We start from the raw sequence: 25,525 nt of genomic DNA, 5'->3' as shown, positions 1-25,525 counted from the left end.
TCCCAATGCATATCGCCCCCTATGAGAACCAGAACAAACCCATCGTGGATGCCGATGACCCAATGGTGCCCCTGAACTATTTCAACATCGTCAAACTGAAACAGGGCGAGGCGTTCGAATATCAAGTGCCGGGGTATGAGACCTGCATCGTCCCGGCCACAGGTTCGGTCGATGTGGATGTCGAAAGCGTGCAATTTGCCATGCTGGGTAACCGAGGAGAGGATGTCTGGGATGGAGAGCCAGAGGGCGTTTATGCACCCGTTGGCGCCAAGGTGCAGATCGTCTGCATCTCGGATCATTCCGAAGTCTTCATCGCAGGCGCCAGATACGACAAGGTGCTGGACCCGTTCGATGTCCGCCAGCATGATCTGGTACAATACGGCAGCGACGACACCAAAACCCACCGCAAGATCAAGCACATCCTGGGCCAGAAACAGCACGACAAAGTAGGTCGCCTGCTGGTCAGTGAGCTGTTCACTGTTGGTCAAGGCGGCTGGTCCGGCTTCCCCAGCCACAAGCATGACACGAACCGTCTGCCCGACGAGACGCGGCACGACGAGACCTACAATTTCCGTTTCAAACCCAACTGGGGCTCTGGCCTACAGATGCTGCAGCGCGAGGATAACGAACCGGGCGACGCCTATCATATCATGGACGGATCGACCGTCTGTATCGACAAGGGTTATCACCCCTGCTGCGTCCTGCCGGGGTATGAGATGTATTATTTCACGATCCTCGGCGGCCTGACCCAACGCTCGCTGGTCCAGTATTTCCAGCCCACCCATGCCTATCAGATCGAAACCATACCGGGCATCAAAGACATGATTGCAAAATTCAAATGACCCTCGCCATACTGAAAGACGTTCTGCAACCTGCCTATGATCAGGGCTATGCCGTCGGTGGTCTGGTGACCCTGGGCTGGGAAGACATGCGCGCTTATGTGGCCGCTGCCGAAGCTGAGAACGCGCCCGTGATCCTGCAGGCCGGACCCAGTTGCCGCGAGCACACCCCCCTGCCCGTTCTGGGCAAGATGTTCCGCTATCTGGCCGAAAACGCCTCTGTCCCCGTCGTCGCCCACCTGGACCATGGGTACACCTTCGAGGACTGCAAAATCGCGTTGGACAGCGGCTTTACCTCGCTGATGTTCGACGGGTCGCGTAAGCCATTGCAGCAAAACATCGATGAGACCGCGGCCATTGCCGAAATGGCCCATGCGGCAGGGATTTCATGCGAGGGAGAGATCGGCTTTGTGGGGTATTCCGGTGGCGAAGGCTCAAATGGTACCGACCCCGAGGAAGCCGCGAAGTTTGCACGCGAAAGCGGCGTCGACGCGATGGCGATTTCGGTTGGCAATGTTCACTTGCAGCAAAACAAAGAAGGTGGCCTGGATGAGGCGCGTATCGCCGAAATCGATGCCGTGACCGAAGTGCCTTTGGTCATTCATGGCGGGTCCGGTGTGCCGGTAGAGCAGCGTATGAAGCTGGCGCGCGAGACCTCGATCTGCAAGTTCAATATCGGGACCGAACTGCGCATGGCCTTTGGCACGGCGATGCGAGAGGCCGTCAACCGCGACCCCGACAGGTTCGACCGCGTCACCATCCTGAAGGAAACCCACAACCCGGTCGAGGCAGCCGCCCGCACCGTGATCCGAGCATTCGGCGCCCCGCCCCAGCGTTAGGGCGTCATGTTACCAATCTGCCGGGAGCGCATCGCCAAGCGGCATCCCCTCAGATCGAGCCGCCTTCGACCATGAAGTTCCCCGCGCTGCACATGGCCGCGTCGTCCGAGGCCAGAAACAGGACCATGCGCGCCACAAAGACCGGGTCAATCGGGTCCGGCAGGCATTGGCGATCCAGTTGCTTGGCCAGCGCTTCGGGCGTCACCCATAGCTCTTTTTGCCTGTCTGTCATGATCCAGCCCGGAACCACCGTGTTCACCCGGATGCGATGGTCGCCCAGCTCGCGCGCCATGGTACGGGTCAAGCCGTGGACGGCTGATTTGGCGGTGGCATAGGCCGGGAATCCTGCGCCGCATTCCCACCAGGAATTCGATCCCAGATTGATGATGGCCCCCTTGCCCTTGGCAATCATGCCTGGGGCAACCGATTGGATGGCAAAGAACATATGGCGGATATTGGTGGCCATTCGGTCATCCCAATATCCCGGCGTCACTTCGCGCCAGTCGTGGCGTTCGTCATGTGCGGCGTTGTTAACCAGAATATCCGCTTCGCCCAGCGCGGCGACCAGCCGCTCGAACGCGGCCTGCAATGCCTCAATGTCGCGCAGATCGCATTGGGCAAAGGCATGCTGCCCGTCCAGTTCCGCCAATAGCGCTTGGCCCGCATCTGCGTTCAGATCAACAAACCCGACCCTGGCCCCCTGGGCGGCAAAGGCGCGAACCGTTTCGGCGCCGATCCCACCGGCCCCGCCGGTGATAAAAACTGTTCTTCCCGCAAGACCGGGGTAATTCGCAAAATTCGCGCTCATGCGTCACGCTCCATGATCCATTCTACTTCGGGGGCGGCTACAAAGCGCCATTTCCGCAATGGGCCGGCCATGACGTTCAGGTAGTACATCTCAAACCCATAGGGCGCACCGCAGGGATGATGCCCGCGCGGGACGATCACGACATCGCCATCAGATACAGCCATAGCCTCGTCCAGATCGCCATCATCGGTATAGACCCGCTGAATGCCGAACCCGTTCGAGGGGTTCAGACGGTGGTAATAGGTCTCTTCCAGATAGGTTATGCGAGGAAAGTCATCTTCATCATGGCGATGGCTGGGGTAGGAGGACCAGTGGCCATTGGGCGTGAAGACCTCGGTCACCAGCAGGCTGTCAGCGACGTCTTCGGCCTCCATCGCGATATTGTTGATATAGCGGGTATTCACACCCTTCCCGCGTTCGGTCAGTGTGATGCCACCCGGCCCGATCCGTCGCGCCGGATGGCCACCTTTGCCGGGGGCCGAACACACGGCCACAACACAATCGGTTTCCGCCACAGCCTGCCAATCGGTTCCGTTGGGCAGGTACAGACAATGCGGCGGCGTCTTTTCAAAGACATCCATGCGGTCACCCAGCACACCCCAATCCTGCCCGGCCCCGGTGATATGCGCCTTGCCCTCGACCATGACCAAGATGACCTCATTGTCACCGGTTTCTTCGGTCGCCTTGTCACCTGCGCGTAGTTGGTAAAGACCGAACCCGACATAGCGCCATCCCGCAGAGGCAGGGGTGATGTCATGCACCTTGCCATCGGGGCCGCGTGGTTTCCTGAGCAGGTTGGCCATGGGGCCTCCTTTCTGGGCGCGCCGGCCCGGTTCGTAACGTCAGGCGGATTGTCGGGTTTTCAACGCCGAAAGTGCCGAGGTCAGTTGCTCTGGCGTCCATTCTTCGGCGACCGCACGCCGCAAGATATCCGCCTGGCTTTCCGGAGCATTACCGCCAATCGGGGGATCTGTGTCCAGATTTGTCGGAAACGGATAGCCTTCGGCCGTCGCCGCGATGGCCGCGTCCAGCTCGGACCCAGTCAGCTCGCCGCTTCGCTTCAAGGCCACCAGTGACGGCAGCACGGCCTGCGCCATGGACCGGCGGTCGATGGCCTCCATCGCACGACCAAAAGCGGATGAGATCTGCAACAAGTTCGCCATACGGTCGATATCCGTGCTGCGGTTCTCGCCGGCCGAGTGGAACAGCGCGGGGTTGAAGAATACCGCGTCGCCTTTGTTCAACGGCACCTGAAGATAGCTCTTCTCAAAGTGGTCCCTGTGCGCGGGGTCGTGAAAGCCAATATATCCGGCTGGATATAGCTGTGAAAACGGCAACAGTTTGGTGGGCCCGCTTTCCACCGGCATGTCACAATGTGCCACTGCCCCCTGCAAGGTCAGCGCCGCCGTCAGCAGATGTGCATGCACAGGGTACCGGGCAGCGCTTTCAGCGGTCTGAAAGCCCAGATGGTAGTCCCTATGCGCCTGCTGTGCCTTGCCGCTGGGGCGGACCTGATTGACCTGAGCCGTGACCTGATAGTTCGGCCCCAGCCATGCCTCGCCGGCGGTGGCAACAGCAGCGTTGCCGAAGTATTTTGAAAAACCTTCCGGATCGCGCAGGCAGTGCTTTTGCAGCGCATTCCAGATCCGGTCATTCGCACCCGAGGCGGCAAAATGATCACCCTCGCCTTCGCCGCTTTGGCGTTCCTCGTCGATGATCTGCCGAAAAACCTCGGTCGCCCGGTCGATCACCGACAGATCCTGATAGGCCCCTTTCAGCGCGATCACCCCGGCGGATTGGTTCAGCACATGGCCCCATTCCGCCATCAAAGCGCGCCGTTGCCCTGTATCTTCCAGCGCGGGACGCAGGGCATTCATGTCATAGACGGGGACGTTCTTTTCGATCATCGCGGCCTGCGGAACCATGTCCGAGGTCAGTTTCCGAGAGGTCAACACCTTGAATTCGTCCAGATCACAGGATTCCCGGTCAAAATACCCGACATATCCAATTCTTTGACTTACCATGATTTTCTCCTTCTTCATGGCCTTGGTGTTGCCCCTTGGGGCGGTTTGTTAGTTGGTGATCTCCAATCTTGCCTGAGCGCAGACATCGACAATGTGGTCGTAGCCCATCTTGGAATACTCTTGGGGTGGGGCCTTGGCGGGGTCCTGTTCGGCCTCGACCACGATCCAGCCGCTATAACCCATAGATTTCAACGCATTCGCCACGGCTTGAAAATCAATGCAACCATCGCCAGGCACGGTGAACGCGCCCGCGACGACAGCATCCAGGAAGCTGCGGTTGTTTTCGCGCACATCCTGTACGACCGCCGGACGGATATCCTTGAAATGGACGTGATGCACGCGGTCGCCCCACCGATTGAGGGTCGCCATCACGTTGCCGCCACCAAACAGCAAGTGGCCGGTATCAAAGCACAAGCCAACCTCGGGGCCCGACCCTTCCATCAACCAGTTCACATCCTCTTCGCTTTCGATAATCGTGCCCATGTGGTGGTGATAGGCCATCGGCATGCCCTGATCAGCCATCCATTTGGCCAGCTCGGTGATTTTGGCGGCATAGGCCAACACCTCATCCCGGGATAGTTTCACCCGGTCATTAACCGCGACCCCGATCTGCCCCTGCACGGTGTTCGAACATTCGGCATAGACGATGCACGGGCTGTCGAGCGCTACGAATTGTTCGACCTGCGCGCGCACGGCCTCGCGCTCGGTGGCAAAATCGTTAACCAGAGAAGCCCCAGAACACCAACCGCCACACAGGACGATATCATTGGTGTCGAGATAGGCGCGCAGACCTTCGGTATCGCCGGGCATCCGCTGACCGCGTTCGACGCCGGTATAGCCGATCTCGCGCGCCTCTTTCAGGGCCTGTTCCATCGTGTAAGCCGCGGTCAGGTCCGGCAGATCATCGTTCTGCCAGGCAATCGGAGAGATGCCGATCTTCACGCTCATTTCGTGTTTCTTTCCTTGATGGCAACCTCATAGGCTGCGCGCTTTTCATTCACTTCCGGGCGGATGCTGACCTCGGGCACGGCCACTTCCCACCAGGTGCCGCCATATTCGGTCGACGGGTACGGATCGGTGTCTATGACGACCACATAGGGGCCGGTGACCTCGCCACGTTTGGCCAATGCCTGCTCCAGCTCAACGATCGAGCCCACCTTGACCGAGGTCGCCCCCATCGCCGCCGCATGCGCAGCGAAGTCTATGGCCGAGGGCGTTTCGTGCACCGCATGATCCAGCAGATTGTTAAACTCGGCCCCGCCGGTGCCCATTTGCAGGCGGTTGATGCAGCCAAACCCTCGATTGTCGGTCACGACGACAGTAAAGGAGATGCCCATCATCGCTGCCGTCGCCATTTCGGAGTTCGCCATCATATAAGTGCCGTCACCGGTAAAGCAGATGACGTCGCGATCAGGCTGGGCCATCTTGATGCCCATTGCACCGGCGATTTCATAGCCCATGCAACTGAATCCGTATTCCATGTGATAGGCACCTGGGCGGGGTGCTTTCCACAGCTTGTGCAGCTCACCTGGCATCGTGCCCGCGGCGCACATGACTACCGTGTTATTGTCCGAGGCGCGTTGCACTGCACCCACCACCTGCATATCCGTAGGCAACGCGTTTCCATCACCGGGCGCGTCGGTCAGTGCATCCACCTTGCCAAACCAATCTGCCTTCAGCGTGTCCGCCACCGGGTCGGCCCGGAAGCCGTGCAAGGCTTCGCCAAGTTCCTCTAACCCGACACGCGCATCGCTTTGCAGCGGCATTGCGCCGTGTTTTTCGGCGTCATAGGCGGCTGTGTTCAGGCAGATCATCTCGCGGTTCGGATTGGAAAACAGCCCCCAGGACCCGGTGGTAAAGTCCTGCAACCGCGTCCCAACAGCAAGCACCAGATCGGCCTCGGCGCAGGTGGCGTTGGCCGGTTCACCACCGGTTACACCAACCGGGCCAAGGTTCAACGGATGATCCCAGGCCAGCGCCGATTTCCCGGCCTGCGTCTCGGTGATCGGGATATTGTGGGATTCCACAAAGCTCTGCAGCACATCCGTCGCTCCGGAGTAATGCACGCCACCTCCGGAAACGATAACGGGACGTTTGGCTGATCTGATCGCAGCCACCGCACGGGCCAACTCCGCCTCATCCGGGCGAATGCGGCGCTGATACCAGACCCTCGGCTCGAAGAAACTCTCGGGATAGTCATAGGCTTCGGCCTGAACATCCTGGCAAAAGGCCAACGTCACTGGCCCGCAATCGGCCGGATCGGTCATGGTGCGAAAGGCACGAGGCAAGGCCGTCAACAGATGTTCAGGCCGCGAGATGCGATCATAGTACCGGCTGACCGGGCGAAAACAGTCATTGGCACTAACCGTACCATCACCAAAGCTTTCGATCTGTTGCAACACAGGGTCAGGCCCGCGGGTGGCAAACACATCTCCGGGGATAATCAGAACCGGCAACCTATTCACATGCGCCAACGCCGCCGCGGTGACCATATTGGTGGCCCCCGGTCCAATGGATGAGGTCACCGCCATCGCCCGCGTCCGCCGCATCTGCTTGGCATAGGCAATCGCGCAATGTGCCATTGTCTGTTCATTTTGCCCGCGATAGGTTGGCAGGCTGTCTTTCGCGCCGTGCAGCGCCTCGCCCAGCCCGGCCACATTGCCATGGCCAAAAATGGCCCAGATACCGGCGATAAAGGGCTCGCCCGCTTCGTTCATCTGCGCGCCCAGATAGCGCACCAAAGCTTGCGCTGCGGTCAGTCGGACTGTGTTGCCCATAGTGATACCTTTCAACACAAGGCCATCTCGGCCATTCCTGCAATTTCGAAATTAGCGGGCCTGTGGCCCAGACGGGGGAACGGTTAAACCGTTCCGCCCAAAGAGCCTTCCAGCTGGGCCATTTCCTGACCTCCGGCCATCAGGTCCTGCAATTCCTCGGGTGTGATCTCTCCACGTGTGGCCGTGCCCAGCGTCTTGCCACGATTGAGCACGGTAAAGCGATCACCCACTGCCAGCGCATGGCGCACGTTATGGCTGATAAACACCACACCCACGCCCTGATTACGCACCTTGTCGATGGTTGCCAAAACATTCGATGTCTGACGTACCCCAAGTGCCGAGGTCGGCTCATCAAGGATCAAAACCTTGGCCCCGAAGTAAACCGCCCGGGCAATGGCAACCGTCTGACGCTCGCCCCCTGACAGGGTACCAACGGCCTGATCCGGCCCGCGCAGATTGATACCCATCTTGCGCATCTCGGCCATACAGACCTCATTGGCCTGGTCGATATCGAACCGTTTCAGCAATCCCTTGCCCTTAGTCGGTTCGCGGCCCATGAAGAAATTCCGCGTCACACTCATCAGCGGGATCATCGCCAGATCCTGAAACACGGTCGCAATGCCCGCCTCCATCGCATCGCGTGGGGTGTCAAATTGCAGCGGTTTGCCTTCGAAAAAGATCTCGCCCTTAGTGGGTTTGTGAACTCCGGACATGGTCTTGATGAAGGTCGACTTTCCGGCACCGTTGTCGCCCAGCAGGCAGTGGCATTCGCCAGGCCTGACGTCAAAGCTGACGCCTGCCAGGGCAATAATGTTGCCAAAGTGCTTTTCGATATTCTTCATTTGCACGATCGGCGCGACATCCTTTACCGCATCCCCGTGATGGAACTTGCTGTCTTCAGTCATATCAGCGCTCCCCGGTTACGCGTTTGCGGATGGCGTTGTTGAACAATACCGCGATCAGAAGCATTGCGCCCAGGAACACCTGGAACCAGTCCTGATCGAAATCCGTGTAAGTCAGCCCAATGACCACCATGCCAAAGATGATCGCGCCAAAGAATGCCCCGATGGCCGATCCATAGCCGCCGGTCAGCAGACAACCTCCGATCACCGCCGCAATGATGGCCTCAAACTCTTTCTGGAAGCCACGGCGCGCATCGGTCGATCCCGCGTCGATCACGGTGATGATTGCGACCAGCGCCGCACAGCAGGCGGTTAGCATGAACAAAGACACTTTGATACGGCTCACCGGCACACCAGAATTCGACGCCGCATTGCTGTCGCCACCGGCGGCAAAAATCCAGTTTCCAGCTGGGGTCCGCAGCAAAACATAGGTCGCCGCTAGGGCCAGAACGATAAACCACAGAATCTCGACCGGAATGCCCGGTACTTTCGGCGCCCCGTTTTTGAATGTGTCGATCAATCCGTTTGCAGCCAGCCAGGCAAACAAACCGGCAAAAGCTTCGCCCGAGAAGAACGGGGCCAGCCAGTCGTTTTCGACTACATCGCGCACGCCACGCAGCTGGGTTGACCCGCCAGTGGCTGCTTTGAGACCCACCAGTGAGAGACCGCGCAGAATGAAAAGGAAAGCCAGAGTTACAATAAAAGAAGGTAGGCCCGACCGTATGACGATATTGCCGTTCACCGCCCCAACAAAGGCCGCAAAAACAAATGTCATCGGGATCGCAATGATCAGAGGTAACTGCCAAGTCACCACGCAGACACCAAAGAACAAGCCTGCAAAGGCAACCATCGAACCGATCGACAGGTCAAACTCACCCCCGATCATCAGCAGCGCCGCTCCGATAGCCAGGATACCCAGCTGTGCCGCAGGCGTCATGAAGTTCATAACTCCAGCCAGCGTGAACATGGAATCGTCTGCCGTGAGCGCGAAGAAAATGACCACCAGGACCACACCGGCCATGGCACCAAGCTCTGGACGTTTCATCAGCTTGGTCAGAAACGGTTCTTTCTTTACGCGTTCGTCCGTAGTGACGGGCGCTGACTCACTCATGTTTCCCTCCCAATTCGGTTGAAACGGCGCACCTGGCGCCGTTTCTGTTTTTCACTGTCCCAAACGGATCAGCGGATACCCTGTGCCGACAGGTCGATAACCTGGGCTGCCTTGTCCTGTGTGATCAGGTTCGGACCCGATGGCACGTTGCCACCTGGCATCAGGCCGTATTTGGCATGCAGGCCCATGAAGTTCACTGACAGATAGCCTTGCAGATACTGCTGCTGGTCGATGGCAAATGCCGCATCTCCATCGGCGATGGACTGCAGGAAGTTCGCAGACAGGTCGAACGAGGCCACGTTCACATCACGGCCCGATGCTTTCACAGCCGCTACCGTGGGTTCACCAGCCGAACTTGCACCCAGCGCCATGACTGTGTCGACAGCGTCATTCGCGGCCAGAGCGGCCGAGACCTTCGCTTCGATTTCTGAAGGATCGTTCGAGGTCGGCAGAACTTCTACGCTGCCACCAAAGCCTTCGGCAAAACCGGCGCAACGCAGGTCAAGCGCCACGTTTCCGACTTCGTGGTTCACACAGATCGCATTCGCGCCACCCATCGAAGCCAGCTTTTCGCCTGCGGCCTTGCCCGCATCAAACTCGTCCTGACCGACATGCAGCAATGCGCCCAGCTGTTTGGACACGTCCGAACCCGAGTTGATCGAGATCACTGGAATTCCGGCAGCAACAGCACGTTCGATTGACGGGCCAAGCGCATCGGCATCCGGGATCGAGACAATCAACCCGTCCGGTTCCTGGTTCACGGCGGCGTCGATCAGCTGTGACATCGCAACCATGTCAAAGGTCTCGGGTGCGCGGTATTCCACGTTCACGCCGACATCCTTGCCCGCTTGCTCAACGCCGTTTTTCACGACGTTCCAGAAGGCGTCATTGGCCTGACCATGAGACACAACGACTATCTCCTGCGCGAATGCAGGCGTGGCCATCGCCAGTGCACCAGCTGCCAGTGCGCCTTTAAAGAAATTATTCATATGGTTTCTCCTCCCGTTTGAACAGTGTGTTGGGGTCTTGGCCCCAATCTTCCGATTAAACCGAATCTTCTTCGCCCCGATCCGGGGCGAAGCTGCCCCAAGTTTCCGCATATCCGATCATTTTGCAACCGGTTTCAAAACTTTGGCCAAAACCATCGACTGTCCGGACTGCGCAGAACGGGTTGCGGCCTCGGCCATAGCAAGCGCGGCGACACCGTCGTCCAGAGTTACAGGCACCCCTGATCCAGAATTTACTGACCTAACGAATGCATCCCATTCTGCGCGATAGGCAGACATGTAGCGTTCAAGGAAAAAGTAAGTCGGCTTGGCACCGGTCACGCCATTCGAAGTTGACTTAACCACTGAGTTTTCAAGGATATTTTGCGCCTGAAGCATCCCTTCTGATCCCAGCAGTTCAACCCTCTGATCATACCCATAAGCCGCACGCCGAGAGTTTTTGATCACAGCGATCCGGCCATCTGCATAAGTCATTGTCACGACCGCCGTGTCCACATCACCTGCGGCACCGATTTCGGGGTCAACAACCGATGTGCCCACTGCCAAGATTACTTCCGGCAGGTCACCCATCAGGAAGTTCGCCATGTCGAAATCATGAATCATCATGTCCCGAAACAGCCCTCCTGATACTTTGACATAGCTCACCGGTGGCGGCGCTGGGTCGAAAGATGTAATGGACAACAACTCGGCCTTGCCGACCTCACCAGCCTCAAACGCAGCCTTCAAAGCAGCAAAATTCGGGTCGAATCGACGATTGAAACCGACCATGACAGGTTGGCCGGTGGCTTTTGCAACGGATTGACAGGCAAAAGCCCTCTCAAGGCTCAAATCAACCGGCTTCTCGCACAATACCGCTTTCCCGGCTTGGGTGGCCGCTTCGATCAGGTCGGAATGCGTATCCGTCGGCGTGGCGATCAGCACTGCATTTATCGAAGGATCGGAAATAATCTCTTGTGACTGTCGTGCATTGGCCCCGAATTCCTCAGCCAAACGCGCCGAAGCTTCGGGCAGTGCATCAGACACTGCGCTCAGTTCACTGTAAGGATGCGCCGCAATAGCCTGCGCGTGAACACGCCCAATGCGCCCAGCCCCCAGCAATCCTACTTTTAGCATCCCGCGCCCCCGAATCCCTTTTTTCGACACCACAATGATTCTCTTTGCAACCGGTTGCAAGAATTATTTCACAGCTACGCGAATTCACCCTTGTTTTCGGGTACTCGGCAAGTGTGCCCACTGCAGCTGCGGCCGTCCAATTCACAAATAAACAGTAACTGGCGCCTCTGACTTAGAATGCAAGCGAAAGGCCGCGCGTCACTCTGAAATCACCTTATCTGGGAAACGCACATCGGCACTGTCAACACCTGTCCAGGCCTACCCTGCTATGGCTTGGATTCATTTTGGTTAACATAAAACCACGCAAGTGTTACACTCGGCGCATTATTAGATTCCAAGATTTATTTGCAGTTTGAGGTATTGTTATGGCCACAAGAATCCGCAAAAACGTTTGGACCCTGCCAGCCAACGACGAAACTCTGATCTGGTATGAGCGTGCTGTCGAAGTTCTCTGGGACCGAGATCTGGAAGACCCGACATCGTGGTTTTTCATGGGCGCAGTTCATGGGCAGCCGCAGAATTTTCCGGACATTCCCGGTTCCGGACAATTCTGGAACCAATGCCAGCACCAAAGCTGGTTCTTCCTGCCCTGGCACCGCGGATATATCACCGCATTTGAGGCCGTCGTCGGCAAAGCCGTCGCCGATCTGGGCGGGCCGCAGGATTGGGCGCTGCCTTATTGGGACTATTCCCAACCCCTGTCAGAAAACCCGAATGCGCGCCGCCTTCCTGTGGCGTTCCGTGAGCCGACCAAGTCAGACGGCACGCGCAACTTCCTGTTTTCCCGCCGACGTGTAGTGGTGAATGGAGATTTCGGATTTCCGGACGACGTGGTGTCGCTGGATGCGTTGGATCATGAAGATTTCACCAATGATACGCCCGGCTTCTCATCAGGGTTTGGTGGCCCGCAAACCGGGTTTCACCCCGGCGGTGGGGACAATGGCGCATTGGAAAGCACGCCCCATAACGATATACACGTTTGGATTGGGGGCTCTGGCGGTTTTATGGCAAATCCGGCCACTGCGGCCTTTGATCCGATTTTCTGGCTGCACCATTGCAACATTGATCGGCTATGGGAAGTCTGGCGCAACGCCGACCCGAGCCATGTCGCCCCACCCTCGCCACTGTGGCGCACAGGCCAGACATTCTCGATGCATGATGGCGATGGCGCGGCATTCACCTTCAACAGCGAAGAAATGCTGGACAGCACAAGCGTCCTGCACGGGTTTCAATATGACGGCGTTCCACCAGCAGTAGAACCCGCCATTCCAGCAGAGGAGTTCGTCATGGCAGGCAAGGAACCCGAGCTTGCCGGCGCAAGCGAAGCTCCGGTCAAGTTGCGTGGTGCAATGACCACTGCCGGCGTAAAGCTCGACACTTCAGTCGCGTTGATTTCCGGCGCCGAGGCCCCCGGCACCACCCGGCGCGTTCACCTGCATCTTGAGGGGATCAAGGGCCGTGGCATGCCCGGATCTTACCGCGTCATGCTGGATCTTCCGGATGACGCTTTGCCGCCAGCGATTATCGGCACCTTGTCGCCGTTTGGCCTTGAACAGGCAAGCAACCCGGACGGCCCACATGGCGGCAACGGCCTTGCAGTGACTTACGAGATCACAAAGCTGGCCTTTGCACTGGGGCTGAGCCAAGGCGACGCCAACAGGTTGCAAATCCGGTTTCAACGGATGTTTGATGACAGCGAGGCCTTTGGCCAAGTACCAGGGTTGGAACAGATCGCCCCAACAGAACAGCAGCCAGACATTGAGATCGGCCGCATAAACCTTTATTTCGACTGATCGCCCATGGCGTCGGCTACCGGAATAGATCGCCCTCGCCTGTTTGGACGGGCCGATATCGAAATACGCACGACACTTGGCGTGGCCGCGCTTGCATGGCTTTGGCTTGCTTTGGTGCCCGCGCCCTCATTGCATTGGCCGGCGATGGTTCTGGCGATGATGCTTCCAACGCTTGTTCCGCAGATCGCACATGTCCGCGCGCGCAGCTTCGCAGATCGAAGATCACGCGCGGCACTTCTGTTTGTTCTGCCATATCTGTTGGCCTGGCTGGTCGCAGGCGCGCTTGCTGCGTTTCTTCTGGCGCCGGTTCTGCACCAAACCGTGTTTGCACCGTTGGCTTGCCTGTGCGCCGCAGCATGGCAGTTCAGCCCGCAAAAACGCAGCGCATTAAGGAAATGCCACAGCCGTCCGGTCCTGGCCGCCTTTGGTCCAAGTGGCGACCGCGATGTGCTGATCTTTGGGCTGACCTATGCGCGCGATTGCATCACCTCTTGCTTGCCGATGATGCTTGTCATGCTGGGGACCCACGACTTTGCCGTCATGATCTTTTTGACAGTGATCATCCTGTCGGAGCGCGCCGTTCTTCGCCCCGACCCCCGCGCCAGCGCATTCACCCTGTTGCTGACCGCGCTGGCGCTTACGGCGTTGGCCCATGCGCCCCACCATCTTTTGCTTTTGTATAAGGATATTTGCCATGCAGGAATATGACGCCCTAACAAGGTCCGATGTCTCGCTCGACGGCGATCCGCTAGTCATTGAAGTGGTCTCGGATACACCGCAATCGTTGTCGGCTATTCAAGAACGTGTGGGTAGTGCACTTCCTGATGTTGCCACCAGTACCCAAGCGGTCTTCGACGCAGATGCGGATCGATTTTTCTTTGTTGAATTCCCCGAGATCGATCCAAAAGGCCAAGAGCGTGAGGTTTTTGCATTTGGCCGTGCCCTCCGTATGGCGCTGGACGTAGCCGAGGCCAACCCGGTCTTGCCAGACAGCCTGTACGGGGCTGCACATGTGGGTACGGAAAGCTTTCTCAGTTTCTGCGAAACCAAGCGCGACAACTCTCGGCCCTATGGCTGGCACCACAAACGGATCAAGACACCGCTGGCCTGGCAGCACACCCGGGGTCAGGGCAGCAAGGTCGCGGTGATCGACACGGGCTATTCCGACCATAGCGAACTGGCGGGCGTGATTGAAACCAACGGCATGTGGAATTTTGTCGAAGGGAACGGGGATGCGCGTGACCGGTTTTCAGGCGGCGTCCTAAAACATCCTGGTCATGGCACGCTTGTCACCTCGGTCGTCGGATCGCGGGGCGGGGCCGATATGAATGGCGATACCACCTCGCCCGGGGCAATAACCGGTACGGCCCCTGCGGCCAAGGTTCTGCCGATCCGGGCGATCAAATCGGTGATCGACATGACCCAGCTGCGTATTCCTGCGGCAATCTCTCATGCGGTCAACCAAAACGCCGATGTCATCGTGATGGCGCTTGGCGGGCCGGTGCGGGTCTCTTCAACCGAACAGGCGCTGCGCAATGCGGTACAGGCCGGACTGGTCATCGTCTGCGCCGCGGGCAACTGTTATCCGAACGTGGTCTTTCCCGCCGCCTATGCATCACTGGAAATCTGCACAGCGGTCGCTGCACTGCAGCCCGACAGACGCCCCTGGCGCAAAACTGGGCGTGGCCCCGAGGTCAGCTTTTCGGCCTATGGCGAAAACGTGTGGGGCGCGGCCAAGAACAAGGCGACCGACCCAAACTCGGGTATCCGCGCCAGCCAGGGCACCACGCTTGCCACCTCGATGACAGGCGGTGTCGCTGCACTTTGGGTCGCGCATCACGGCGGTCGGGCGGCGCTGTTGCAAAAGGCCCAGAATGCAGGAACAACCGTTCAGGCGATGTGGTTGCACTGTGCCAAACACGGGATGAACAAGCCAGTCGTCTGGAACGGGGCCACCGATCTTGGCGCGGGCATCATCAACGCTCAGGCGGTCCTGGACGCGCCGCTACCCACAGGCGCCGAAAGCCCGGCGGCACCCGATCCGAATGCGACCCCAACATTGAACATTCTGGTCTCGCATCTTGCGGGAACAGACAGCACCGCCGCCGGAGAGGTTACCCCTGACATGGCCGATTACGCCAATGAGATCATCTGGCTCAGCTATCGCCGTGGGGCCCGCAAACGCATCGCCGAAAGCGATGGTGGGGCCGAGGCCATGGTTGGCGAAGACGCCCCGACCTCGGGGCTGGACACCGCATTGTCGGACAAACCGGCCCTCAGCGCCTATTTGGGCATGGGATAAGCCACGGATGGTGAATGCAGCGCATATCCGGATTGCAATCCGAAAGCATGAACCGATTGTGCGTCATGCTTTGACTGCGCTGTTTCCCGACCCTGATGACCCGGTGAATTATGAAGCCATCGAGGAAAGTGTAGACGAAGATATCGGCGAAACGCTTGCCGATGTCTTGCTGGAAATTCTGGTCGACGCTGCGAAGGTCAAGCAGTTCCTCAATTTTCTGCGCGCGCGCGGCGCGGACCCTGTGCCGCGCGACCGTAACCTGATTTTTGCCGAAAACATCGCTCGGTTTGACGGCACCCTGATCGGCACACCGGCGAATAATTCGTTCGACTTTGCTGCATTGGGCGATTTTGCCCCGCGCGCAGAGAGCTTTCGCTGTCAGATCTGGATCAACAACACATTCGAAGGCTCCGGCGCGTTTGTTGCCCCCAATCTGGTGCTGACTGCAGCCCATGTTCTGGACCCGCTAAACTCCGTGCCCGCCGGGGTCGACCCTCGGCTTGAAATACTTGCCTCGGACGAAAAGCGGTACCGGGCAAAATGCGTAAAGCTCTGGCCCTATCACGACAGTGAAAAGGCCGGGAACCTGCCGCCGGGCGATGAGGTGGATATCGCGCTGCTGCGGATATTCCTGCCGCTGGGGCATACCTATGGCAGTGTCGATGTGACCGGCGATCCCCCCGATTTTGAGGGTGCAGACCTGTTCACATTGGTCCACTACCCCGAAGGTGTCACCAAGGGGTTCATGCCCGGCAAAGTGCACCGAGAACCTGGCGCCAAGCGGTTCCCTCATGACATCGACACATCCGGCGGGTCATCGGGTGGCCCCGGTTTTGACAGCCAGTTCAGGTTTCTGGGCATCCACCAGGGCAAATGGGAGACGACCAAACGGCTTGTCCCTTTCGAGCAGTTCCACGATGACCCCGACTTCCAAGATCTGATCAGCAAGAACTCGAACCAGCGGGACATGTGGTCGCTGAGCCGCGACATTGACGGAACCATCATCATCGGCCGCAACCAATTCGTAACCGGCCTTGCCCATATGCTGGATCATCCCAAATCCAAACTGCGTGGGATCTGGATCAGGCGCGAGGATACGACGTCCATTCGCGGTCTTGGGTTCAGCTATGACATGCTGGAATCCTATCTGCTGATGCAAGAAGCACCTAACACCGCGCCGCAACATCGTTGCATCCGTTTGGGGCCGACCCTGAATACGGACGATTTACTTGCTGATCTGGCCGAGAAGGCCAACGGGACCGTCGCCTCGCCAGACGCTGCTGCTGGAACAACCGCCGCCCAGACCACCGATGTTGCATTCGAGGGCAGCCGCGCGGAGACCCTGATTGCGGACATGGACCTGGCCGCCCAAACCGCAGGGCAAACATGGTGGATCTATTTCGACAACCCGCCCGAAGGGCTCTCACCACGTGCCCAGGTACAGTTCGAGCACATCGCCAAATGCTTGCCCACATCCGAGAACCTGCGCCTGATCCTCGCAGGCTATGAGACCTATCGCCTGTCGCCCCTGCGTTTTGCCAATGTCGGCGCTGTCGACGGCGCGCAGCGCAGCGGCCTATTGGTGGAAGAGCTGGGACCATTCACACGTAGCGATGTTGAGGCTACACTGAACAGCATGATCACCTCGCTTGACCCGGCAAAAGAGCTGACACCGGCTGCTCGACGGGCAATGGTGGACTCTGCTCTGGCCGGGTTGAGTCCTGACAACACAGGTGAATTCGATGGCGAACATCTGGAAACCGTTGTCACCCGTGTTCGCCAAGAGGCCAAACGCTTTCTGGAGATAGAAGAATGAACCAGGCGCAGGAAGAACTTCGTTCGCGCCTGCTGCGCGCCGCCGCCCTTCGAGGGGCATTTGAACCACGGCAGCTTATGCGCGAGGTGCTGAGCGAAGATGAGTACCGCAACCGGGTGCTACGGGCCCGGCTGATGTCATCCCTGCGCGAGTTGAGCCATGTTGATAAGTCGGGCAGCTCTACGAAATGGATACTGCGCCTGACTGCACGACATCGCGAATTATCCGGGATCGAAGAGTTCGACTCGGCGGCAACGCAGACCGAGATCGTGCAGGCTCTGTCGGGACGAGAAGGTTTCGCACCGAGCGCTCTGGATCACCTTATCGAGGCGGAAACAGATGAACAAAACCTGTCGCAGCACCTTGTCACGTTAGAGCGTGCAGGCCAAAAAGCGCCGGGATATGACCGCCTGTTCAGGCTGCGCAGCCGATTGAACCTGCTCAGACGCGAGCGCCGATCAAAAGAGCGCCTGGGCGAAAAATTCGTGGGGCGTGTCAGCGAAATCGACAAGATTCAACGCTGGATCGACCATCCGTTGCGCCATGCCCCTTTGAAAACCCTGCATATCGAAGGTCAGTACGGGATCGGAAAATCCTACCTTCTGGAACGCATCATCCAGATTACAAGCGAACGCAAAGACGTCATCCTGATCCGGCTGGATTTCGATCAGCCCTCATTGCAGACCGGTCCAATCTTTGAAGAGATCTCGCGTCAGATCGGTACCGCAATACCCCAAGCGGCCCCCGAACTCCGCAAATTGCGGCTGCGCTATTCCGAACAGGTCACACGGGAGATATACGAAAGCTCGGACCTTACACCGCGTCAGTTGATCCGGGCGATGATCAATGCGGTGGCTGATGCCGTTCTGCGCCTGGTTATCCTGCTGGATACGCTTGAAGTTCTGGATGGTCAGGGCGCTACTTTCGTGAACAACCTGATGAGCGATCTGGACCGTTTTGTGGAAAAGGAACAGATCGAAGTATCGATCATCTCTGCCGGTCGCGGGCCGATTTTCGGCGATGATCACCCAAGACGGGGCGAATACATCAAGCTCGACCAGATCGAGGACGAGTTGGTCAATCAAACGCTGGATGAGGCCGGAATCCCCGAGGAATTCCGCGATCAGATCATTTTGCGCTGTCAGGGCAACCCGTTGAAATTGCGGCTGTTGATTGACGAGGTGCAGACCGAGGGCCGATTGGCCGAAGTCTCCGAAGACGAGAATGACCCGATTGCTGCAGGCATCGTAAACCGGGCCGTCACATCGCGCCTGCCCGTGCATCTGCGCGGCATTGCCAATTACGGCATGGTTCTTAGCGAGATAAACGCCGACAATCTGAACGGCATCGTCGCACCGGCGCTTGGGCTGGGCGACCTCAGCGACGAAGCAGGCACAATCGTCGCGGATCTTGGTCTGCAATCCTGGCTGATGGACGCCGCTACTGATGGTCAACTGACCCATAAGGCCGATATGCGGCGGGACCTGTTGGAACCGACCTACAGCCAAAGCCCCATCGAAACCGCGCAGGTCAACCGCGCGGCCTGTGCGTATTACGCCGACCGCGATCCGCTGCTGTTCCTGTACCATTCGCTTCAGCTTATGCGCGTCGGAGAAGCCGCGCCAAGCATCGACCCCTCATTGGCCGAACGCTTCCCCGAACATCTTCTGACCGAGCTGCCAATCGACGCGCAGGACCTGATCCGTCAGGCACGCGGCCAGCGTTCGGCCCCGGTGCAAAAGACCGAGCAGCGGGAATACAGCGCAGCCGGGCTGGACAGCGGTTCCGATCTGCCCCCATCGAAACTGGTACAAATTTCCCCAAAAGCGGCCACTGCACGGGCGCAGATTATCAAAAGCCGCGGATATGTCGCCTCACCGGATGAGCGCGCTGTCAATGACCTGCGCGCGATGTTGGAACAGGGCCAGCGTCGCGAAGCGACCCATATCATCCGCGAGGGGCTGCGGGGCGCCTATGATCCGGCAAGCGAGGTTGGTATCCTGATCCTGTGCCACAACTGGCAAAGCGGTCATTGGTCCATGGCACGTGATCTGTTCAACCTTCTGCCCGAAGACACAGTGCTAAGGCAAATGCACGAGCGGCCCGAGCTGGAAGGCCGCATCCTGCTGGAGGTATTGGGGGAGTTCCGGTTCAGACAGTTGATCGAGAACCTGCACGACAAGGAATTCCACGAAGTCGCGTTACGCGTTGTGAACCGATCATCCCGGATTGGAATGCAGTCCGCAGCGCTGGAATTCGCGCTTATCGCAATGGGCATGAGCTTTGAGGGGGATCATGAGGTTCTGGGCCTGATCGCCCCCTATCTGGATCACGGCCCGCGTGAACTAACCTATGAAAGACTGCGCTTCGCGGGGGGTATCCGTCAGGAATTCGGGTTGGAGTATTCGGAACCAGACATGCCCAACCCAGACTTACCGACGGATGATTACGGGCTCGCCCTGGCCCCGTTGAACCCCTATTTCGACCGGATGCTGGCACTTGTCGACGAGTTTCAGGTGAGCGGCCGGGGTCGTGTTCTGAGCGATTTGTCCAACCTTGCCACCGGCCTGTATGAGGCGGCTGACATCTTTGCCCCGGGCCTGCAGGGGATCGATGACGCAATGGCCCAGATGTCCGACCGGCCCACCGACGTGCTGTCATTGCTGCGCGCCATGGGCCTGACCTCGGACTGGGCCGAAGGATACAGCTTTTACCACCCGATTCCCGATCTCCCAACGCTTGCGCGTGCGGCCAGACGTTGGCAGCAGGTCATCGGCGGCTATTGGGCCTTCCCGTCGCCCCCGCCTCCGGAATGGAATTCCTCTCGGAAATGGAGCGACCTGACGTCCAGCCGAACCCTCGAGCTTTTGGAACGTGGCAGTCATGGCCTGGCAGACCGTGTTCTTAGCTTTTGGGCGGACCCATTGAACGAAGGGCGCAAGAAATCCACTCAGACCCTGCAACGCCGTCTGGCGAGTGTTGCCAAAGGGCTTACCCAGGGGTCAGGACCCGAGGCCATCCTGGGTCGGCTGACCAAAAGCCGGGCGCCGGTGGTGTTTCACCCGGCGCTGGCCATGCTTGTCGAAACCGGGATGCGGCCAGATTACCTCGATCCCAAAGGTCAGACCGATTGACTTAGAAAACTTCATATTAGCTGAGGAACCAATGTCATGAGCGATTTCGAAAAGGAAACCTTCAACCGGCTGGAAGGCCTTGGAAATGCCGGCGCGATCGACAAGGCGCGCGAGGTTCTGGATGCCAGTCCCGGCATTCTTGGCGAAATGGGCCTGACGCCGGATCGTGCCCGTGAACTGATGGGCGCGCAGCTGAACAAGCTAGAGAGCTTTGGCTCCACGCCCTCGCAACTTGAAGCCATCGTGCGCGCCGTGGGACGCCCTCCCCTGATTGTGCGTGGCGGAAAGGTTGAAGGCAAACAATCGCTGTCATCCGACTTTCCGCCGGATATCGACATTCGTATCGGCAAGGCCGAAGACAATATCGCCTCGGTCGGGCGGATCGAGTTTATCAATCATGACTTTAGCTGGGGTGGCACTGGCTGGGTGATCGAAAAGAAGGACGACCATCTGCTGATCATCACCAATCGCCATGTTGCCAAGCTGGTCGCGCGGCGCAGTTTCCTGGGCGATGGTGTCTTCATGTTTGCCCCCGGCAATGCCCGCTATGGCGCCCGGATAGATTTCCTGGAAGAGGTCGGCTCGACACCCGACCCCGACCGGCTTTTCGACATTCGCAAGTTCACCTATATCGCCGAAGATGCGGCCGCAGATATCGCGCTTGGAAAGATCGACCTGCCCGCAGATACGGCCAATTTCACGCCTACGCCGATCCCGCGCGCCGATACGGATGCCCAGCACGGCGAATGCGTCGCGGTGATCGGGTATCCCGCCAAGGATTCCCTGCGCAATGACCCCACGCAGATGTCCAACTATTTCAACGACCTGTATGACGTGAAACGCTTTTCGCCCGGATTTCTCATCGAAGATGGCGGCGTGACGATCCTGCGCCATGACTGCACGACTTTGGGCGGCAACTCGGGCTCGCCTGTGATCTCGTTGGACAGCGGCAAAGCGGTTGGTCTGCATTATGCAGGTACCTTCGGCGTCGGAAACTCGGCGGTCAGGATCAGCACGGTCAACGCATTGTTGGACGGGGCGGTGCCGACCTCGATCCCCGGAACTGAAATCGTCCGGCCAGAACGACCTGACGGAAACCATGACGCAGACCATTTTGAACCGCGCGACGGGTACAACCCGGACTTCCTTCAAGTGGCAGAGGTGCCTCTGCCGGTGGTACCGAATGCGTTTGGACTTGCCACTCCGTCGGATGCGACCCCGGAACGCCCCAACGAATTGCGCTATCAGAATTTCGGCATTCTCTATTCTGCGACTTTCAAAACACCGATCATTGCCGCGCTAAATATCGATGGTGCCAAGACCCGACCGCAAAAACGAGGTAGCGACAAGTGGTTCGCTGACCTGCGCATCCCAGCAAATGTCCAACTCGGCAAAGAGGATTATGATCACGCAGATATTGACCGGGGCCACCTGGTTCGCCGTGCGGCGACAAATTGGGGTGTCGATGATGCACAGGCCAAACAGGCCAATGATGACAGCTTTCACTATACCGCTGCTGCCCCGCAGCACCGGGCCTTTAACCGGAGCCACGCGCAATGGTTGGGTCTTGAGAACTTTATCATGACAAATGTGCGCACACATGGATTCAAGGCCTGTGTGTTCACCGGACCAATCCTGACCGGTGACGAGCCGATGTTGAAAGATACCGGATCGCCGGTACCCCTGAAGTTCTTCAAGCTTGTGACCATGCTGGCCGAAGAGGATGGCAGCGAAGGCATTCTTCGCCTTCATTCCACCGCCTATGTACTCAGCCAGGTTGAGGTCATCCAACAGATGCTCTCGAACCAGGGGAGCGTGGAATCTGTCGGTGGATTTGAGTTTGGTGCCTATAAGACATTCCAGATCCGCGTCCGGGATTTGGAAAAATTAACCGGGCTGAACTTTGGCCCCCTTAGCGATGCCGACCCATTGGCGCAGCGTCTGACCGATGCAGAAAGCCTGGCGGGACAACCACGTCCGATCGTCACAGTCGAGAGCTTTGCCAACGTCGTAATCTGAGGGTGGCGGATGTATACTCAATTAGGAATTGTGCATTTGGCGAGCCGTGGAGGACTCGAACCCCCGACCTGAGAATTAGAAGTTCCCTGCTCTAATCCAGCTGAGCTAACGGCCCGCTCATATTCTGGCTGTATCAGCCAAATCCCTCGCCTTGTCAACTTGATGGAGAGATGAGGTTTTGGGGCAAAAAACCTCTCTGATTTCAGCATTATCTCTGACCGGAGCAAGCTTATACAGGTACCTTGATTGCTGGGTGAACTGCACCTCGAAGCCATGCCTCAAAAGGCCCTAACCGAGTCGAACTTACCAGACTAATTCAGGCCGCATATGCAGCCTGTCACGATGACGGAATACATCGGCAAACTGGGATGCCGCCACCTGCATCACTGCAATTTGATATTGCGCCGCGCAGTGGCAAACCTGTTTGATCAGATCTTCTGCAGATCCCAGCTGATTGCGGTGGCCGGAATTGTTAATAGCACCGCACACATGCCCAGACCCGTCATGGGGGTACGGTGATCCAGTTCCGTTTCGCTCAGATCCGCCAGCATCACGCGCGCCATTGATGTGACAAGGTTCAGAAGGCGTGTACCAACTGGAATGTTCGATGCCGATGGGCTGGGTGACAGAAAATTCCTTGGCGATCTCGGACAATGTTTTCAGCCTGACCAGCACCAAGTGCCCCAAGGTTCTTAAGCTCGCGCAGTAATGAGTTCCGTTGGTTCTATTCACCCTTCATCATAGTTTTTGCGCCAACCGACGCATGGTGGAAATATATCCGGCGTCGATGGTCTCGTGATCGGGGTGCTGACCATCTTGAATGACCTTTTGACCAGCAACATAGACGGCAATGATTTCTGCCTGCTGACCCGAGAACATGTGGAAATCCAGCACGGCTCCGGGCGACACCGCCGCCATCAGACCATTCCTATCGTAAGACAATTCTACAAAATCAGCACGGCACCCTTCTGCGATACGGCCGATATTGCGCCCGGCTGCACGCGCTCCACCTTGGGCGGCGGCTTGCCAGAGATAACCGCCGACATTGGGCATGTCCTTGGAGCACATAACATTGCGCTGCCGGTGCAGCAGGCGCTGACTATATTCCAGTGTGCGCAGCTCCTGAACTGCCTGGGTACAGATGTTGCTGTCCGAGCCGATACCAAAATGGCCATTTGCTGCCACGAAATCGACCGCCCGGAAAATCCCGTCTCCAAGATTTGATTCCGTCAGCGGGCACAGACCCACGGTCGCGCCCGAAGCGGCAATGGCCGCAACCTCGGCGTCATCCAGATGGGTGGCATGGATCAGGCACCACGCGGCGTCAATCTGGACCTGGTCCATCAGCGCCGAAACAGAGCGTTTGCCACTATGGGCGATACTGTCTTCCACCTCTTTGGTCTGTTCGGCCACATGGATGTGAACTGGACACCCCGGCAACTGGTCTTGCCGAAGCTCCATAAGCCATGACATTTCATCCTCGGTTACGGCGCGCAGGGAATGCGGCGCGATTCCGAGGTTAAGCTTTTCATGCTGCTGCTTCAGGGTTTCGATCAGCAAAGCGTATTGATCACGTGAATTGGTGAATCGCCTCTGAGCATCTTGCGGAGACACGCCGCCGAAATTTGCGTGTGCATAAAACACCGGAAGATGCGTCAGGCTGAGGCTCGTTCGATCTGCAGCAGAGACAATAGCAGAAGACAGCTCCTCAGGTTGGGCGTAGTGCGCTCCATCCTCTTCGTTGTGCAGATAATGAAACTCGACAATCTCGGTATAGCCGCCTTTGAGCAATTCCATATACAGCTTGGCAGTGATTGCCTGCAGGTCCTCGGGCGATACGTTATGAGCGAAATAATACATCATTTCGCGCCAGGACCAGAAGCTGTCGACCGGATTCCGGCGCACTTCTGTTAACCCCGCCATCGCGTATTGAAAGGAATGACTGTGCAGGTTGGGCATGCCCGGCACAACCGGGCTTTCAATCACCGGATAGGCGTTGGGATTGTCGTCCGCGACCAGTGCTCCGAACTCACCAGATTCCGTGACGGTTACGGAGATATTGCTAAGCCAGCCCTGGTCCGTCAGTGCCTGTTTGAAATGAAATCCAGTTGTCATCCACTTTCCTTTACTTGGATGCCGTATCGGCGAGTCTGTTTGGGTCATCCACGGGTGGTGTTAACTTCATCCAACAACGCGGTAACAAGGTTCTTGATCGCGGCGCCAAGTACCTCTGCCTTAGGGGGCACAAGGTCCCAAGGGGCGTGCTCGATCATATAGGTGGACTGTGCAATTTCGAGTTGCAGCGCATGAATGTTCTGGTCGGGTTGGCCATAGTGCCGGGTAATATAGCCTCCCTTAAAGCGGCCGTTTTTGACAAAGCTGTATTGGCCGGACCCCAGCGATCTTTCGGCGCAGGCCTCAAAGCGCGCGGCTGTGCTGGCCCCGCTATTTGTGCCCAGATTCAAATCCGGCAGCACCCCATCAAACAGCCTTGGCACTTCGGAACGGATGGAATGCAGATCCAACAGAATGCAGGTGCCAAACTGCGCCCTGATCCGCAGAATCTCAGCCTTGAGCGCCTGATGATACGGTGCCCAATAGGATTGGATGCGCGCCTGTGTCTCCTGCCCATCTGGCTCTTGCCCTTCCAGATAAAGCGGCTGACCGTCAAAATCGATTTGCGATATCAGGCCGGTTGTCGGACCGGAATAAAGCGGCGCGTCATCAGCTGAACGGTTCAGGTCCACCACATAGCGCGAATACTGCGCCGCCATGACACCCACACCCAATTCGGCACAAGGCAGCGCCAGCTTGTCCATGTGCCAATCCGTATCCTTCAGCTCCAGCGCGGCGGGTCGCAAACGGCGTTCAACCTCCGGAGGCAGCAAGGTTCCGGCATGTGGGACATTCAGCAAAATCGGCGTTAAACCCGCCTTAAACGTCATTAGATTCTGAACAGCCATCGCGTACCCTTTGTTTGATGTTCTGTCAGCCCATAATTCGGCAGACCGACGAAGACCGACATTTTTTACCGCCCCAAA

Annotated in this window: 20 protein-coding genes and 1 tRNA gene; 8 read left to right on the top strand and 13 right to left on the bottom strand. The window is 58.0% G+C overall.

What is annotated here, in order from left to right; genetic code table 11:
- Positions 1–5: 5 nt before the first annotated feature.
- Together AC2FHW_RS06695 and AC2FHW_RS06690 are read left to right on the top strand one after the other, a co-directional pair.
- Positions 6–842: a 5-deoxy-glucuronate isomerase gene (locus tag AC2FHW_RS06695; protein ID WP_282021588.1), complete on the top strand. Its 837-nt coding sequence runs from the start codon at positions 6–8 to the stop codon at positions 840–842.
- Positions 839–1,678: a class II fructose-bisphosphate aldolase gene (locus AC2FHW_RS06690; RefSeq protein ID WP_496821663.1), complete on the top strand. Its 840-nt coding sequence runs from the start codon at positions 839–841 to the stop codon at positions 1,676–1,678. The genes AC2FHW_RS06695 and AC2FHW_RS06690 overlap by 4 nt, the downstream gene beginning before the upstream one ends.
- 49 nt (positions 1,679–1,727) lie before the next feature.
- Here AC2FHW_RS06690 and AC2FHW_RS06685 read toward each other — a convergent pair whose 3' ends face one another.
- The 9 genes from AC2FHW_RS06685 to iolG form a co-directional block, all read right to left on the bottom strand.
- Positions 1,728–2,486: an SDR family NAD(P)-dependent oxidoreductase gene (locus tag AC2FHW_RS06685; protein WP_496821661.1), complete on the bottom strand. Its 759-nt coding sequence runs from the start codon at positions 2,484–2,486 to the stop codon at positions 1,728–1,730.
- Positions 2,483–3,289: a 5-deoxy-glucuronate isomerase gene (gene iolB, locus AC2FHW_RS06680; RefSeq protein ID WP_496792729.1), complete on the bottom strand. Its 807-nt coding sequence runs from the start codon at positions 3,287–3,289 to the stop codon at positions 2,483–2,485. The genes AC2FHW_RS06685 and iolB overlap by 4 nt, the downstream gene beginning before the upstream one ends.
- Positions 3,290–3,328: 39 nt before the next feature.
- Complete coding sequence (locus AC2FHW_RS06675) at positions 3,329–4,510, bottom strand: phytanoyl-CoA dioxygenase family protein (RefSeq protein ID WP_496821658.1); 1,182 nt, start codon at positions 4,508–4,510, stop codon at positions 3,329–3,331.
- A gap of 48 nt (positions 4,511–4,558) precedes the next feature.
- Positions 4,559–5,458, bottom strand: a complete 900-nt coding sequence (gene iolE, locus AC2FHW_RS06670) for a myo-inosose-2 dehydratase (protein ID WP_271948269.1) — start codon at positions 5,456–5,458, stop codon at positions 4,559–4,561.
- A complete protein-coding gene (iolD, locus tag AC2FHW_RS06665; RefSeq protein ID WP_496821656.1) occupies positions 5,455–7,287 on the bottom strand; it encodes a 3D-(3,5/4)-trihydroxycyclohexane-1,2-dione acylhydrolase (decyclizing) in 1,833 nt (610 codons plus the stop codon). Before iolD ends, iolE begins: the two co-directional genes overlap by 4 nt.
- Positions 7,288–7,370: 83 nt before the next feature.
- Positions 7,371–8,192: an ATP-binding cassette domain-containing protein gene (locus AC2FHW_RS06660; RefSeq protein ID WP_142635708.1), complete on the bottom strand. Its 822-nt coding sequence runs from the start codon at positions 8,190–8,192 to the stop codon at positions 7,371–7,373.
- Between the two features lies 1 nt (position 8,193).
- The gene (locus tag AC2FHW_RS06655; protein WP_142635706.1) at positions 8,194–9,300 is read right to left on the bottom strand and encodes an ABC transporter permease; all 1,107 of its coding nucleotides are present in this window, start codon (positions 9,298–9,300) and stop codon (positions 8,194–8,196) included.
- Between the two features lie 68 nt (positions 9,301–9,368).
- Positions 9,369–10,289 (bottom strand): sugar ABC transporter substrate-binding protein, encoded by a 921-nt coding sequence (locus AC2FHW_RS06650; RefSeq protein ID WP_142635704.1) that lies wholly within the window; start codon positions 10,287–10,289, stop codon positions 9,369–9,371.
- 117 nt (positions 10,290–10,406) lie between these two features.
- Positions 10,407–11,420, bottom strand: a complete 1,014-nt coding sequence (gene iolG / locus AC2FHW_RS06645) for an inositol 2-dehydrogenase (RefSeq protein ID WP_496821654.1) — start codon at positions 11,418–11,420, stop codon at positions 10,407–10,409.
- A 365-nt stretch (positions 11,421–11,785) separates the two neighbouring features.
- On the opposite strand from iolG, the gene AC2FHW_RS06640 reads away from it, so the two are divergent.
- Genes AC2FHW_RS06640 through AC2FHW_RS06615 form a run of 6 tightly spaced genes read left to right on the top strand, consistent with a single transcriptional unit; the run spans position 11,786 to position 22,484 of the window.
- Positions 11,786–13,213 (top strand): tyrosinase family protein, encoded by a 1,428-nt coding sequence (locus AC2FHW_RS06640; protein ID WP_271948274.1) that lies wholly within the window; start codon positions 11,786–11,788, stop codon positions 13,211–13,213.
- A gap of 6 nt (positions 13,214–13,219) precedes the next feature.
- Positions 13,220–13,921 carry a copper chaperone gene (locus tag AC2FHW_RS06635; RefSeq protein ID WP_496676427.1) on the top strand — a complete coding sequence of 234 codons (702 nt, stop codon included), beginning with the start codon at positions 13,220–13,222 and terminating at the stop codon, positions 13,919–13,921.
- On the top strand, positions 13,908–15,515 hold the full coding sequence (locus AC2FHW_RS06630; protein WP_271948278.1) for a S8 family peptidase: 1,608 nt from the start codon (positions 13,908–13,910) through the stop codon (positions 15,513–15,515). Before AC2FHW_RS06635 ends, AC2FHW_RS06630 begins: the two co-directional genes overlap by 14 nt.
- A gap of 7 nt (positions 15,516–15,522) precedes the next feature.
- Positions 15,523–17,331: a S1 family peptidase gene (locus AC2FHW_RS06625; RefSeq protein ID WP_496676432.1), complete on the top strand. Its 1,809-nt coding sequence runs from the start codon at positions 15,523–15,525 to the stop codon at positions 17,329–17,331.
- Entirely contained in the window at positions 17,328–20,465 is a 3,138-nt protein-coding gene (locus AC2FHW_RS06620) for an ATP-binding protein (RefSeq protein WP_496676435.1), read from the top strand. The genes AC2FHW_RS06625 and AC2FHW_RS06620 overlap by 4 nt, the downstream gene beginning before the upstream one ends.
- A 36-nt stretch (positions 20,466–20,501) precedes the next feature.
- Positions 20,502–22,484 carry a DNA/RNA non-specific endonuclease gene (locus AC2FHW_RS06615; RefSeq protein ID WP_271948284.1) on the top strand — a complete coding sequence of 661 codons (1,983 nt, stop codon included), beginning with the start codon at positions 20,502–20,504 and terminating at the stop codon, positions 22,482–22,484.
- Positions 22,485–22,521: 37 nt separating this feature from the next.
- Here the strand turns inward: AC2FHW_RS06615 and AC2FHW_RS06610 are convergent.
- From AC2FHW_RS06610 to hutG, 4 genes are all read right to left on the bottom strand, one after another.
- Positions 22,522–22,599 (bottom strand) — tRNA-Arg (locus tag AC2FHW_RS06610).
- 313 nt (positions 22,600–22,912) lie between these two features.
- Positions 22,913–23,047, bottom strand: a complete 135-nt coding sequence (locus tag AC2FHW_RS06605) for a hypothetical protein (protein WP_496676439.1) — start codon at positions 23,045–23,047, stop codon at positions 22,913–22,915.
- Between the two features lie 175 nt (positions 23,048–23,222).
- Positions 23,223–24,599: a formimidoylglutamate deiminase gene (locus AC2FHW_RS06600; protein ID WP_496821651.1), complete on the bottom strand. Its 1,377-nt coding sequence runs from the start codon at positions 24,597–24,599 to the stop codon at positions 23,223–23,225.
- A gap of 44 nt (positions 24,600–24,643) precedes the next feature.
- Entirely contained in the window at positions 24,644–25,447 is an 804-nt protein-coding gene (hutG, locus tag AC2FHW_RS06595) for an N-formylglutamate deformylase (protein ID WP_496821649.1), read from the bottom strand.
- Between the last annotated feature and the right edge of the window lie 78 nt (positions 25,448–25,525).

The sequence above is a fragment of the Ruegeria sp. YTSA108 genome (genome assembly GCF_059610185.1).
Note: the sequence above shows the minus strand (reverse complement) of the source record. Positions and strands in the feature narration are given on the sequence as shown.

Excerpts from the sequence above, each read along its gene's own strand:
- AC2FHW_RS06675 (WP_496821658.1), bottom strand. The coding sequence starts at position 4,510 with ATGGTAAGTCAAAGAATTGGATATGTCGGGTATTTTGACCGGGAATCC.
- iolE (WP_271948269.1), bottom strand. The coding sequence starts at position 5,458 with ATGAGCGTGAAGATCGGCATCTCTCCGATTGCCTGGCAGAACGATGAT.
- AC2FHW_RS06620 (WP_496676435.1), top strand. The coding sequence starts at position 17,328 with ATGAACCAGGCGCAGGAAGAACTTCGTTCGCGCCTGCTGCGCGCCGCC.
- AC2FHW_RS06615 (WP_271948284.1), top strand. The coding sequence starts at position 20,502 with ATGAGCGATTTCGAAAAGGAAACCTTCAACCGGCTGGAAGGCCTTGGA.
- AC2FHW_RS06685 (WP_496821661.1), bottom strand. The coding sequence starts at position 2,486 with ATGAGCGCGAATTTTGCGAATTACCCCGGTCTTGCGGGAAGAACAGTT.
- AC2FHW_RS06630 (WP_271948278.1), top strand. The coding sequence starts at position 13,908 with ATGCAGGAATATGACGCCCTAACAAGGTCCGATGTCTCGCTCGACGGC.
- iolB (WP_496792729.1), bottom strand. The coding sequence starts at position 3,289 with ATGGCCAACCTGCTCAGGAAACCACGCGGCCCCGATGGCAAGGTGCAT.
- AC2FHW_RS06690 (WP_496821663.1), top strand. The coding sequence starts at position 839 with ATGACCCTCGCCATACTGAAAGACGTTCTGCAACCTGCCTATGATCAG.
- hutG (WP_496821649.1), bottom strand. The coding sequence starts at position 25,447 with ATGGCTGTTCAGAATCTAATGACGTTTAAGGCGGGTTTAACGCCGATT.
- AC2FHW_RS06640 (WP_271948274.1), top strand. The coding sequence starts at position 11,786 with ATGGCCACAAGAATCCGCAAAAACGTTTGGACCCTGCCAGCCAACGAC.
- AC2FHW_RS06635 (WP_496676427.1), top strand. The coding sequence starts at position 13,220 with ATGGCGTCGGCTACCGGAATAGATCGCCCTCGCCTGTTTGGACGGGCC.
- AC2FHW_RS06655 (WP_142635706.1), bottom strand. The coding sequence starts at position 9,300 with ATGAGTGAGTCAGCGCCCGTCACTACGGACGAACGCGTAAAGAAAGAA.
- iolD (WP_496821656.1), bottom strand. The coding sequence starts at position 7,287 with ATGGGCAACACAGTCCGACTGACCGCAGCGCAAGCTTTGGTGCGCTAT.
- AC2FHW_RS06660 (WP_142635708.1), bottom strand. The coding sequence starts at position 8,192 with ATGACTGAAGACAGCAAGTTCCATCACGGGGATGCGGTAAAGGATGTC.
- AC2FHW_RS06605 (WP_496676439.1), bottom strand. The coding sequence starts at position 23,047 with ATGGCGCGCGTGATGCTGGCGGATCTGAGCGAAACGGAACTGGATCAC.
- iolG (WP_496821654.1), bottom strand. The coding sequence starts at position 11,420 with ATGCTAAAAGTAGGATTGCTGGGGGCTGGGCGCATTGGGCGTGTTCAC.
- AC2FHW_RS06650 (WP_142635704.1), bottom strand. The coding sequence starts at position 10,289 with ATGAATAATTTCTTTAAAGGCGCACTGGCAGCTGGTGCACTGGCGATG.
- AC2FHW_RS06625 (WP_496676432.1), top strand. The coding sequence starts at position 15,523 with ATGGTGAATGCAGCGCATATCCGGATTGCAATCCGAAAGCATGAACCG.
- AC2FHW_RS06695 (WP_282021588.1), top strand. The coding sequence starts at position 6 with ATGCATATCGCCCCCTATGAGAACCAGAACAAACCCATCGTGGATGCC.
- AC2FHW_RS06600 (WP_496821651.1), bottom strand. The coding sequence starts at position 24,599 with ATGACAACTGGATTTCATTTCAAACAGGCACTGACGGACCAGGGCTGG.